This is a genomic window from Rufibacter hautae, assembly GCF_008271695.1.
In the GTDB taxonomy this organism is placed as follows: domain Bacteria; phylum Bacteroidota; class Bacteroidia; order Cytophagales; family Hymenobacteraceae; genus Nibribacter; species Nibribacter hautae.
Window position 1 is genome coordinate 1623251 of record NZ_VKKY01000002.1, and the last position, 12019, is coordinate 1635269.

Below are 12019 nucleotides of genomic sequence, written 5' to 3' on the forward strand. Positions count from 1 at the left end.
GGCTCTCCTGAAGCAATCCCTGTACCAGCCTTTATAACTGAACCAGGTTGCCGCAATGAAAAATGCGTATTAATACTAGCCATAATCTAACACAGAAACAAACACTTGAAAATATCTTTCTAGGCAAAAGCCAGAAATGGCCTTTGGCTTCCTTCCTAGCCCTATAATTTGGCTGCAACCACAGAAATCTTAAAAACGCACCTTTCAGAGCTGGGCTTTAAACATCAAAGCGACTAAACTAACCAGATAAATCTTTATCTATTTACAAATGAGGCTAATACAACATCCTTAAAGGTACTTCCCACTGCTTTTGCCTGAATACCGGGATTGATTTCCAATCTGCTTAGCTCTTAATACAAACGCCTCTGTTTCATAGCCGATTTCACAAAACCGGCCCTGAAACAGAGGCGTTCTATTCATAGGCTTGCAGCCTGATGGTCAAAGAAAATCTACGAACGTGGCATCTAGCAAGCTGATGCCATAAACTTAAAGGCAAAATAGCCTCAGGAGTTGGACTACGACGCAACTATGCTTTTTTGGACTTCCATCTTACCGGCCGAAATCGTCCTGTACACGAACGATATCATCTTCGTTGGAGGGATTGGAGACATCTGTGTGCTGCCAGATCTCGGCCAGAACTCCCCACTCCTCTAAGCCCACCAACCGGTGGCGTTCAGATTGTTTCAGGGTGATAAGGGCACCCGGCTCTAGGCGCTGCAGTTGGCCTTCTTCGTCTGTAGGGCTGGTGACTACCCCCACTTTCCCTTTCACCACTTTCCAGATCTCGGCGCGGCGGTGATGGTACTGCCAGGAAAGGCGCTTCTCTGGGGCCACTACCAAAATCTTCGGGCTCAGTTTCCCTGATATCCGGAGGTCATCCACGGAGATCCCGTCAAAATACGTATCGGCAAAATCCTGGGCCTGGTTTTCATCAATCACGAAGAAGCCGCCCCAGGGCCTGGTTTGGTCCTGACTGGCCACGGTAAATCCCTTGGAAGTCAGTTCTTGTTCTATTTCTTGGAAAAGGGCTTGTTTTTGGTCTTCAGTAGAGGACATAATTTGATCTGGTATAGGTGTACAGCGGCTAATTTAATAGCAGAAGATTAATTAACCACATAAATTTTTCCCACTAACAGGTTTACAACCGGTTCTTCCGCTTTTGGCGGGTTTTCACAAAACTAGGCTCTAAACAATACCTTCAGTGTTCTTGGCAAGTGTTAATTTAGCTAGAAGAAACTGGCAGATTTATTTATAACATCAAACAACATGCCTTATACCGGCATGTTCTAAAAAATTAAATTATATATTCGATAATGCTATTATTGAAATATTTACAAAATATAAAGTGATATACCTCCCTTCGTTTAATTACAGTTTGTGTTTTTCGGGCAGTTACCTAATAGGAAGACATTAACAAAGAACCACAGCAGAGAAATCACCTGTCACTTTCGCAAAAGACCTCATAATTTCTCCGAAAGACCTCAGACAAACCTTCAGGGTAGCTTTCAGTTAACCAAACGGCAGGTACAAGGAATGAATCATTTTTGCCTCTCTTCATAAAAGAAAGAAAATAGTTGGTAGATAAACTGGTAGCTTACAGGTCAAAAACCACCCTTTAGGTGCTACTACATTGTTTGAAAAATGAAATTTATATCACACCCAAAGAAGTTATCTTTGTAAAGGAAAAATAAAATTATTGGAGAGAAAAACCAATGGGCAATTTCTACAACTCACCCTCTGCAGAAACTCCTGAATACTTAGATGCCAGGATAGCCGGGAAACTCCTTTCCTTGCTTCAATCTGAAACCTATGAGCGCGGCGAAGCCATAGAAGAAGTTCTTTTGGTAGCCACCTCCTACCGGAATATCCTGAGCGAGAACGCTAAGCTCATGGAGAATGAGAACCCTGATTGCGTGATCTGGCACCTGGACTGCCTTATTCTGGAAGCCACCAACATGCAGAATGATCCAAAGAATGACCTTTTTCTGTACCTAAGGGCATTTCACTCCTTTAAAGAGGTGATGAAGAATATGTTCCCCTTCCTTAATGTCTCTGCCGCTTAATGAACCAGGTGGACTCCTAAGCACACCTTTCTCCGGAACAGTGGAAAGCGCCTTTCTATCCTTGCTCCCATAAACAAGAATAAACGAGCAACCCTCTCCACGGAAGGTAGAAGAGGGTTGTCTGTTCATGCGATTACCTTGAATAGCTTTAAGACTTCCCGTTAGGCTTCTTTGTTCCGATCATCGGCATCAACAAATTTCTCCATCCGGTCATGCACCACAGGCGTGGCTGAATTGGGCGAGACTTGGCCCGGGTAACTGTCGGGGATCTGATCTCCCAAGATCTTGCCCCAGGGTTTCAGGCCTTCAATGCGGTCGAATACGATTTTCAGCACGGCCACCAAAGGGATGGACAGGAACATCCCCGATACGCCCCACAAGGCTCCTCCCAACAAAACGGCCAAGACAGAAATCAACGCGTTGATCTTCACTTTGGAGGAGACAATGCGAGGCACCAGCACGTTGTTATCTATAAACTGAATAAGTAGGTAGGCCCCGATGATAAACAACTGGGTGGTATAGCCGTCTTGGGTAACGGTGGCCATCAATACCGGCAGCGTTATCGCGACCAAGCCCCCCACATAGGGAATCATGTTCAGGATAGCCCCAATCACGCCCAACAGGATTGCGTACGGTACGCCTAAAATCAGGAGGGCTGTAGAATTCATAACCGCCACAATGGACGCCTCAATGAGCAAACCCACAATGTAACTCTGGATAGCCGCTTTGGTCTCGTGCAGAATCTCTGCAACGGGGTTGGTGTCCTTTGTAGAAAATACCTCAAAAATAAAGTTCAGGATCAGGGGCTTGTACAGCAGAAACAGAAAAATATACACCGGAATCAGGAACAGTAAGCTAAAGACGCCCAGCACACCACTCACCGTTTGGCCCACCAGGGCTTTCCCACCGCTGGCCGTGTCTTTCAGAAACTGGGTTTGTTTCTGAATACTGACCCCAAACTTGGTTTGCAGAAAATTCTGAAGATCGGTCAGTATCTGGGTGAACTTCAGCTTTAGGGCCGGCATCATCTCCCCAAACTGGACTATCTGGGCGGAAAGAAAATACAGGATAGCTCCCAAAATGATTAAAGCGATGAGCAGCGTAAGAATAATGGAGAGCACCGTGGGTACCTTCAGGCGCATTAGGCGGCTGTTCAACGGATTGAGCAGAATGGCAAGCAGCAGCGAAAAGGCAATGGGTACCAGAATATCAGCCAGCGTGTACATCACGTACACCAGCAGAATAATACCCAATAAGGTGAGGGTACTCTTCTTGTAAAACGGTTCTGAAGAAGTCATAGCAAGGTGTACTACAATGATATTAGAATGTTGCCCAGCCTCTTCCGCTTTCTACCTGAGAAGGAAGACTCCTAATCCATTTTAAAACTTCCTCTTCATAACTTGAATGTTAAATTCCAACAGGTTTGGATTTACACTACAAACCCAGGATACCATTCCCAACCAGAAAGCAGGCAACATCAGAAGGCCTGGAACTAAAAGCCGTGCTTTAGGCCTGTTTTCTAAAAAAGGCGCCTTAAACATAAAATAGCCACTCTTTGGCTTAGAAGGAAGGGCTCCCCCATTTCTTTTCGGCACTTCCTCCTTGAGTTCTTAACCTGAATTCAAGCAAACAAGATAACTATTTGAATAAGCAGCGAATGGCCTTTTGGTAGGCAATAGGTTCAGCTTTCCTATAAATGAGGTGATATAAGAATTTCCCTGAGGCAGAACCAATGCCGCCTCAGGGAAAAGAAAAGCTGATCTATTTCAAATTCCTGCACAGCTTGGCAGAACGGCCGGATAACTGGTGTCATATTTATTTTTGTACCAGCAGTTATCAGTTCCAGAGCCATCCCAGAAAAGATCTACGCCAGGGAAGGGAATAGGCAGAGTTGGCGGCGATGCCCCGTTCTTCTTTACCACATTGTTGAGCACCCGCGTGCCGTCTGGGTCTGGGTTAATCAGCAAAAAAGCCTCGGGGGGCAGGCCGGCCAATCCGCCCAGCAAACGGGTACTCACCACAGCTATTCCCAGGAAATTGTTGTTCATGACCAGATTCCGTTCCAGGGTGGTATTATCTGTGCCCACCACCAGAATACCAGAGCCGGTGGGTACGAAATTCTCAAACCCGCCGCCAGGTTCAGAGAAATTCACGTGGTTATTGTCCACTACCCTGTTGTTTTGGAGCAGAATATCTGAAGAAGTGGTCACCCTGAGGCCAGGCAAAAGCACCACCAGCACACCCGCCGAGTTGTTATAGCTTTGGTTATTGCGGGCCACCACCCTGGAGCAATTTTCAATCTCCAACCCAATGACATTCTCAGAGGTTTTATTAAAACGCAACTCCGTGTCTTCAGATTGACCAATGTAAATGCCACTGTCTGTATGACCCCGGGCAATGCAGTGCTCAATAAGCCCATGGTTAGACGCGATAGGAAACAACCCGTACTCGCCGCAGTTGAGGGCCGTGACATGGCTCAAGACGTACCCATCGGCCCGGATGAGGATGACTCCGTTTTCCTCAAAATTCCGGAGCGTGACATTGTACAACTTGAAGCCGTCTCCCGCCGAACCCACCCTAATCCCGTTGTGGGCTTTACCGGGGTTTTCAATAACCACGGCGCCACTGCCAATAAGGGTAATGTTAGGCTTGTTCACCACCACGGTGTCTTTGTACACGCCGGGCAGAATTTTGATCACATCTCCAGCCGATGCCTGGTCCACCGCTGCCTGGATGGAAGTGCCAGGTTTTACCACAATATCAGGTTTCCCTTTAACTTGGGCCATAGCATCTGCCTCAAGGAAAGCAGTGGGTTGGGGTACTGGCTCTTCCTCACAGGAGAATAACAGGAGCGTGACCATGAATAGAGCCCATTTTCCCAGTTTTAAGGTAAAACCATAGCCTGTTGCAGGTTGGTTGGTAAGAGTTGAACGCATAGTTCTTTTGGTTAGGACATAAGTAAACAACACGAGGCCAGCTACTCATCCGGGCGGTTAAACCTAGCCCGGCGCACGAAGGACCTGAAGAAAGGCATTAAGGAAAGCGCAAATCAGGGGACAACAAGAAGATGCAAGTCACAATGGAAGATTGCGCCAGCGTTTTTGGTACAAGGGCATTTGAGCTCCACACCTCCCGCCAAAAGAAAGCTGCCCTCCCTTATTCCAAGCCGAAGCAAACAGCTTGGAATAGGTGGACATCAGCTTTTATTCACTTATTAGAAGCCAATTTGGTTTTGGCCATGGAAGCTTTCACCAAAGCATACTCGGAGCTAGGCTCATTGAGGGAGTTGAGCTTCTTCGCCAGTTGGGCAGCTTTCTCTGTGTTCCCAACCTTGGCTTCGGCCAGGGATTGGTAATACAGCACCCGGGGACTGTTCTGGTCAGCTTGGGCCAAGTGGGTCAGGGCGTCTTTGGGGTTTTCCTGCTGGTATGCGATAATGCCCATGAGTTTATGGTATTCCTGCATTTGCCCTGCATTGGGGGTTGCTTCCACCTTGGCCTTGAACTCACCTGCTTTAGCAGTGGCTTGCGCATAATCCTTGGCTTTGGCTGCCATTAAGGCTTCCACAAACAGCTGCCGTAGCTGGAGATTGGCTTTTTGGTAAGGGATGAGCTCTTCCCTGTTTTGCAATGGAATTAGCTGGGCTAGACTGGCTTTGGCTTTAGGCAGGTCATTCATCTGGGTGTAGATTTGCGCCTGCTGCAAATAGGCCCAAATAAGGTAGTACGTGCTATGGTGTTGCTGCAGGAGTTTTATTCCCCGGTCAGTGGCTAGGATGGCTTCTTTGTAGCGGCCTTCCCACAGGTATGACTCGGCCAGGGCCATGATGTTGTCCGCTTTCTCGGTGTAGAGGGGTGCCTTGCTTTCGGCGTACTGGTAGGCTTTGCGGCTTTCGTCCAACTGTCCCATGAACAAATAGTTGTGCCCTATTTTGGTGAGCGAAACGTTGAACCCGGGGTCCAAGGCGGCGGCTTTCTTGTAGTTCTGGATGGCTTCCTGGTGTTTGCCCCGCTTGGTGAGCAGATCGCCCATGGAGTCATACGGATTGGCCTCTTTGGGGCTAGCCTTGATGTAGTTTCTGAACGCCTCCTCGGCCTTGCCGAAGTCTTCTTTCTGGGTATAAGCGTAGCCTAGCAGGTTGTATGCATCCCCAAAGTGAGAATCCAACGCCACCGCTTTCCCTAAATGCAGAATGGCTTTGTCCGCATCATTGTTGTTCAAGGCAAACTGGCCGTTCAGAAGGTGCACGTACTTGTCATTGGGGAAACGCTCCGCCAGGGTAGTCAAGTGGCGCATGGCTTCCTCCGACCTGTTCTCCACGGAGGCCTGCATCACGGAAATCATCAGCTGTTCCCCTTCAGAGGCGTTGCTTTTCAGGGCGATGGCTTTGTTGTAGTGCTCCAGGAAATTTTCCGGGTCCGGTCCAGAAACCTGGGCCCGCAGCAGGTGTGCCATGGAGAAATCGGGGTCCAGCTGCAGGGCTTTGTCCAGGGCTTGCGCGGCCTTGTTTTGCTGCATGTTGCCCATGTGTGCCCGGGCTTGTTTGTAATACTGCCGGGCCTCCCCGGATTTGGTGGTGATGGGAATGGGCGCTTCCATCTCTTGACGGGCCCAGGAAGGCCGCACGCTGAGCATCAGAAAACCCAACAGCAGGCAAGAAAGGAAACAATGGTAAGGGATTGACTTTCTCATGATTCCAGGAATTGAAAGAGAAAAGACACAGAGGACACGGCAGAGCGTGTAGCTTAGCAGGGCGAAATTTATGGCGAAAGGCGCCATAACTATAGAGCCGGGAGGTAGAAAGGGGGCACACCTACCCCAGAGAGGTGCAATTCTAATTGAATTTACTCTTTTCGGGATAGGTTCCCTACTTAATGCCGCTTTATTTGTGCGCCTTCGCTTAGATTTCAGGCTATTTTTAGGGAATCAGGAAGAAAACAAAAAGACAGCTGAGGTATTCCCCTAGATGTTTTTGCACAAAGCCGTTTCTATCCCAAGGTTCAGTTTTCCCGCGTTTTTAGGAAAACAGCCTCTAAACAGGCATAATTTCCTGCTCCCTCCTAACTTTGGAACCAGTATAAATTTTACTATATGAAGCAGCTTCCTGGTCTGCTAGAAGCTTGTTCTTTCTCTCGTAGCCCCGCCCCTTACTAAACACAAACATGCTCCTTTATTTGCTTTTGCCCTTAAGGGAAGCTCCGCTCTGGTGGTCAAACAGGGCTTGTTTCTCCTCCAGTTCATCCATGACCATGGCCGCTAACCCCACTAGTAGCTGCTCCTCCTCCTTCGTGAATTTACGGGGCTTGCGGTCACCAATAGCCACCACACCAATGTTGTAACCATCCTGGGTCTTCACAGGCGCGCCGGCGTAAAACTGTAACCCGAAGTCGCCGTGGACCAGGTGGTTTTGCGCCAGTTTTTGCTCCAACTTGGCATTTTCAAAAAAGGTGACATCATCCCGAAGAACGGCATGCGAACAAAGCCCAATTTCCCGGGCGATGATGCTACTTTCCCCTTCTATGCCTACGCTGGCTTTCACCAAGATATTTTCTTCCTCCACAAAACTCACGAAAGCGAAAGGCACATTGAAAATCTTGGCTGCCATGCTGGCGACATGCTGAAACGTACCCGATAGCACAAAGTCGTTCAAAGCCGTGTATCCGTACAACTTATTGAGTCGTTCCTGCTCGTTATGAGAACTGGAGAGGTTGTCTGATCTATTTTCCATAAAGAAAACTTAAACTAAAACGCTACTTCTTCTCGCCCCCGCAGGGTACGGGAGGGAAATAGAGGTAACGCCAAAAAGCTGCAGGGGTTTGTGAAGTGACACCTGCTGTCCGCTACGATTTAGCCAGGTACATCAAGAATCTGGTGCCTTTCCCGGGGCTGCTGGTAACTTCAATATGTCCGCCCATGGTGTCTAAATGATTTTTCACCAGGTACAGCCCCAAGCCCCTGCCCTCCTGCGTAGCATGGAACCGTTTGTACATCTTAAACACATGCCCCTTCGCTTTCTCCATATCAAACCCAGTGCCGTTGTCTGAAAACGAAAGCAAGGTTCCCCGCTCTGAGTTGACAAAACACTTGATCCGGATTTTAAGTGGCCGGCTGAGGGAACGGTATTTGATGGCGTTGGATACCAGGTTATAGAAAATACTGTAGAGATAGGCTTTGTTCGCCAACACCAGCTGCCCTTCCTCAATTTCCACGGCAATGGTCGCGTCTAGGTTCTGGAGGGACTCCGTACAGGCGGCGAGCACCTGCTGGATGATGGAAGTAATATCCACGAGTTCCCGCTTCAAGCTATCGGCGCTGTTGCGGATGCTCAGGATGGTGTTCATGTCCTTCAGAACCGTATCTAACCTGAAAGCAACCTGCCGAAGGTAGGCAAGAGAGGTATCAAACGTTTCGGAGTCTTTGCTAACGGTGGTGAGGAGCTCAGTCAGTCCCATCACATTCGCCACGGGCGCCCTGAGGTTATGCGAGACAATGTAGGTAAACTGTTGCAGGTCGCTGTTCTGCCGGTAAAGATCCTTTGTCAATTTGGATAACTCCAACTCAGAGTACTTCAGGGCAGTGATGTCCGTCTGGATGACCACCATTCGGGCAAGTTCCCCGGTGTCCGAGAAAGCCGGATTGATCTCCACGCTCACCCACAGCCCTTCGCCATCCTTTTTGCGGTTCAGTACCTCAAAGGTAGCCGACTCTCCGCGCAACAGCTTTTCCTCAATAGGCGGATAGATAGAAGAATCCATTTTAGGGTGATGCAGCAGTTCTGAGGGCTTACGGCCCACCGCTTCTTCCAAGGTGAATCCGTGCAGCCTGGTAAACCCATCGTTCACCCACTCAATAATGCCGTTTTTGTCTATGATGAGCACCCCATTATTAGACCTGCTGGCCACCAGGGAGAGTTTTTCCAACTGGGTTTTAGCGGTAAGCAGGGAATTGGTGGCAGTCTGAACATTACCTTCCATCTCTCTTTCCATGTGGGTGGCCTCCCGGGCTGAGCAGAACATGAGGTTTTCTTCCGTAGACCATTCAGCCGACCAGACAACCCCTTGCACCTCGCCTTCTTTGCGGATGTATCGGTTACCAAATGCCGTGGCCCTTTGTCCCGCCATTACTTTCTGTGCCGTCTGGAGCGTGGTATACCTATCCTCAGGGAGCACGAAATCCAGATAAGGCCTGCCTTCCAACTCTTCGCCTTCGTATCCTAAGATCCGTTTGCAGGCCCCTACCACTTTCACAAACCTACCTTCTTTGTCTACGCAACAGAGCATGTCCGGCGCATATTTCAATAATCGGTCAGACAAGTTTTGTTCTTGTGGCATTTCGTATAAAATTTTTTATCTAATCTTTTTTAGCCTGAAACTCCCATCGGACCTCCAAAGTCAGGCATAAAAGTTTTTCAGCCTTTAAAAGTAAGAAAAATAAGAAAGCCATTTAGAGGTTTGTACAAGTCGTAGGAAGGTGCCAAAAGCAAGAACAAGCACCGGCTTGCTCTACTCACTCACCGAGAGCCTATTACCTTCTTTAGGAGCATAGAAGCAAAAATTTGATGTAAAGTATCCCTCCTGTTTTGCCTGCTGATTTCGTCTCGTTTTCTGAAAACCCGCCTATAAACAGACGTAATTTCCAGATCAACGCTAACTTTGGGGCAAACTCAGCGGCTTCATGCGCCCTATGGTACTCACCCATGGGCGCTCATGTCACGGACGCCTTACCCAACCTGAGAACCTATGAACCTATTTGACCTGATTGGCAATACACCCTTGGTGGAGCTTCAACATATGTCCCCGTCCAGCAACGTGCGGATTTTCGCGAAGATGGAAGGCCAGAACCCAGCGGGCAGCGTGAAAGACCGACCCGCCTACAACATGATCAAAAGTGCCCTGGACCGGGGCGACATACAACCCGGCGACAAACTGGTGGAAGCCACCAGCGGGAACACCGGCATCGCGCTGGCCATGATCGCGCAGGCGCTGGGCCTCAGGATCTCGCTGATCATGCCCGATAACTCCACTGCTGAGCGGGTAAAAAGCATGGAAGCTTACGGAGCCGAGGTGATTCTGACCCCATCTGCCAAAACCATTGAATACTCCCGCGAGCTGGCCGAGGACATGGCGGCCAACCAAGGATATTACCTCCTGAACCAGTTCTCCAACCCAGACAACTACCTGGCGCACTATAAAACCACCGGACCCGAGATCTGGCGCGATACCCAGGGCCAGATCACCCATTTCGTGTCGGCTATGGGCACCACAGGCACCATCATGGGTGTCTCCAGGTACCTAAAGGAGCAAAACCCTAATATCCAGATTGTGGGCACGCAGCCAGGACCCAATTCCAACATCCCGGGCATCCGGCGATGGTCGCCCGAGTTTCTGCCCCAGATCTATGAACCGGCGCGGGTGGATCGTATCTTGGACATCAGTGAACAGGAGGCTACGCTTATGACCAGAAGGCTGGCCAAAGAAGAAGGGATTTTGGCCGGTATGAGCAGCGGCGGCGCGCTGCAAGCCAGCATCAGGGTAGCCCAGGAACTAGAGGAAGGCGTGATTGTCTTTATTGTCTGCGACCGCGGCGACCGCTACCTCAGCACCGACCTCTTTGAGTAAAGCCTTGCCATCTCTTCCAAGGGAGGGTGTAAGAAAAAGGGGAAAAGGCTACTAAAGACATATGAACAAGCATAAACTTTCATTCCGCAATATTCCGGGTTGGGCTGTTGCCTTGGCAATCTTCGGGATTTTGTACCTGACGGGACTCCACACCGAAACTATCGGTCAAGTGCAGCGGCTCTTGCTGGCCACCGGACTCAAAAAGGCGGATGTTCCCGAGGGCACCACCCCAAACAAAATTGCCGAGACTGACCTCTCCCCGTCCAACCAGATGGCAGGAACCGGATTTCAGTTGACCACCCTGGACGGCAAGGTTGTTTCCTTTGAGAGTTTAAAAGGCAAGGTAGTGTTTCTGAACATCTGGGCCACCTGGTGCCCACCCTGCGTGGCAGAAATGCCCAACATCCAGAGCTTATACGAGAAAGTAGGCTCAGATAAAATTGCCTTTGTGATGCTATCCGTGGACCAGGCAGGATTGCCGAAGGTGCAGAAACACATCCAAAGAAAAGGCTATACTTTCCCGGTGTTCCTTCCGGCCAGTCCCTTACCCCAGGAATTTGACAGCCCCTCCATCCCAGCCACGTTTATCCTTTCACCCGAAGGCAAAATCGTGTCTAAACAAATAGGCATGGCCGAGTATGACACGCAGGAGATGCGGGATTTTTTGGTAAACCTTGCTAAATAAAGGGGGCTGTGCTTCTCTTTATTGGCTAAGAAACGAAGCTCATGTTCTTCAAGAAAGGCATGATGTCCTCGTTGGTGATGAGAAAGACGGTTTCATTTCCCCGGCTGGCCACCTGGGTTTCCAGCGACAAAGCCGAGAATAGCCGAGCGGTATCTTCCTCCTCCTCTACTACCTCTACCCTTCCTAATCCTGAGCCTTGTGTATCCGTTGCTTTCCTTTTCAAAAGCAAGGCCACCACTTCCGCGGAATTAGATAAGCGTTTACTTATGCCCAGGCAATCTTCTAAAAGTCGTTTTTCTTCCTGCAGTAGCGCTTCTCCTTTCCTTTCTTTCAAATCTTTGAAATACTGACATAAGTCGAAGATCAATTTTGCCACTATAAAATCGGACTCCACCTTCCAGAACTCCCGCATGCGGTTAGCCTTTGAACTGGTGCCGTTTCTATACTTCTCATGGTAGAAATCAAGGCCCACACTCCTGTGCACAAAGGCCTGTAAAGAGGGATCTGTGAAGTTCAGGAGGAAACCCTGCTTCATTCTGAGGAGGTTCTCCAGTTTCTGTTTTTCCAAGGAGTTTAAATCTGCCATAGTGTATAGATGTAGGGGAAATCTATTTGATTTAGTACTCTTTGTTTTAGGGTCATTTTTTAAAAAG

At 49.0% G+C, this 12019-nt stretch carries 10 protein-coding genes; 3 read left to right on the forward strand and 7 right to left on the reverse strand.

Features of this window, described 5'->3' with window-relative positions; genetic code table 11:
• Window positions 1–549: 549 nt before the first annotated feature.
• Entirely contained in the window at window positions 550–1056 is a 507-nt protein-coding gene (locus FOA19_RS15695; RefSeq protein ID WP_149091720.1) for a cupin domain-containing protein, read from the reverse strand.
• A 656-nt stretch (window positions 1057–1712) separates the two neighbouring features.
• Here FOA19_RS15695 and FOA19_RS15700 point away from each other — a divergent pair.
• A complete protein-coding gene (locus FOA19_RS15700; protein ID WP_149091721.1) occupies window positions 1713–2063 on the forward strand; it encodes a hypothetical protein in 351 nt (116 codons plus the stop codon).
• Window positions 2064–2224: 161 nt separating this feature from the next.
• Here FOA19_RS15700 and FOA19_RS15705 read toward each other — a convergent pair whose 3' ends face one another.
• The 5 genes from FOA19_RS15705 to FOA19_RS15725 form a co-directional block, all read right to left on the reverse strand.
• Window positions 2225–3361, reverse strand: a complete 1137-nt coding sequence (locus FOA19_RS15705; protein ID WP_149091722.1) for an AI-2E family transporter — start codon at window positions 3359–3361, stop codon at window positions 2225–2227.
• Window positions 3362–3829: 468 nt separating this feature from the next.
• On the reverse strand, window positions 3830–4999 hold the full coding sequence (locus FOA19_RS15710; protein WP_149091723.1) for a parallel beta-helix domain-containing protein: 1170 nt from the start codon (window positions 4997–4999) through the stop codon (window positions 3830–3832).
• A 271-nt stretch (window positions 5000–5270) separates the two neighbouring features.
• Complete coding sequence (locus FOA19_RS15715) at window positions 5271–6755, reverse strand: tetratricopeptide repeat protein (protein WP_190300425.1); 1485 nt, start codon at window positions 6753–6755, stop codon at window positions 5271–5273.
• Window positions 6756–7233: 478 nt separating this feature from the next.
• Complete coding sequence (locus FOA19_RS15720; RefSeq protein ID WP_149091725.1) at window positions 7234–7791, reverse strand: GAF domain-containing protein; 558 nt, start codon at window positions 7789–7791, stop codon at window positions 7234–7236.
• Between the two features lie 112 nt (window positions 7792–7903).
• Window positions 7904–9394 carry a PAS domain-containing sensor histidine kinase gene (locus FOA19_RS15725; protein ID WP_149091726.1) on the reverse strand — a complete coding sequence of 497 codons (1491 nt, stop codon included), beginning with the start codon at window positions 9392–9394 and terminating at the stop codon, window positions 7904–7906.
• Between the two features lie 408 nt (window positions 9395–9802).
• On the opposite strand from FOA19_RS15725, the gene cysM reads away from it, so the two are divergent.
• Complete coding sequence (gene cysM / locus FOA19_RS15730; RefSeq protein WP_149091727.1) at window positions 9803–10681, forward strand: cysteine synthase CysM; 879 nt, start codon at window positions 9803–9805, stop codon at window positions 10679–10681.
• Between the two features lie 61 nt (window positions 10682–10742).
• Window positions 10743–11366: a TlpA family protein disulfide reductase gene (locus tag FOA19_RS15735; protein WP_149091728.1), complete on the forward strand. Its 624-nt coding sequence runs from the start codon at window positions 10743–10745 to the stop codon at window positions 11364–11366.
• 25 nt (window positions 11367–11391) lie between these two features.
• Here FOA19_RS15735 and FOA19_RS15740 read toward each other — a convergent pair whose 3' ends face one another.
• Entirely contained in the window at window positions 11392–11952 is a 561-nt protein-coding gene (locus tag FOA19_RS15740) for a hypothetical protein (RefSeq protein WP_149091729.1), read from the reverse strand.
• Window positions 11953–12019 lie beyond the last annotated feature (67 nt).

Coding starts and splice junctions, on each gene's coding strand:
- FOA19_RS15710 (WP_149091723.1), bottom strand. CDS start 4,999: ATGCGTTCAACTCTTACCAACCAACCTGCAACAGGCTATGGTTTTACC.
- FOA19_RS15700 (WP_149091721.1), top strand. CDS start 1,713: ATGGGCAATTTCTACAACTCACCCTCTGCAGAAACTCCTGAATACTTA.
- FOA19_RS15735 (WP_149091728.1), top strand. CDS start 10,743: ATGAACAAGCATAAACTTTCATTCCGCAATATTCCGGGTTGGGCTGTT.
- FOA19_RS15720 (WP_149091725.1), bottom strand. CDS start 7,791: ATGGAAAATAGATCAGACAACCTCTCCAGTTCTCATAACGAGCAGGAA.
- cysM (WP_149091727.1), top strand. CDS start 9,803: ATGAACCTATTTGACCTGATTGGCAATACACCCTTGGTGGAGCTTCAA.
- FOA19_RS15695 (WP_149091720.1), bottom strand. CDS start 1,056: ATGTCCTCTACTGAAGACCAAAAACAAGCCCTTTTCCAAGAAATAGAA.
- FOA19_RS15715 (WP_190300425.1), bottom strand. CDS start 6,755: ATGAGAAAGTCAATCCCTTACCATTGTTTCCTTTCTTGCCTGCTGTTG.
- FOA19_RS15740 (WP_149091729.1), bottom strand. CDS start 11,952: ATGGCAGATTTAAACTCCTTGGAAAAACAGAAACTGGAGAACCTCCTC.
- FOA19_RS15725 (WP_149091726.1), bottom strand. CDS start 9,394: ATGCCACAAGAACAAAACTTGTCTGACCGATTATTGAAATATGCGCCG.
- FOA19_RS15705 (WP_149091722.1), bottom strand. CDS start 3,361: ATGACTTCTTCAGAACCGTTTTACAAGAAGAGTACCCTCACCTTATTG.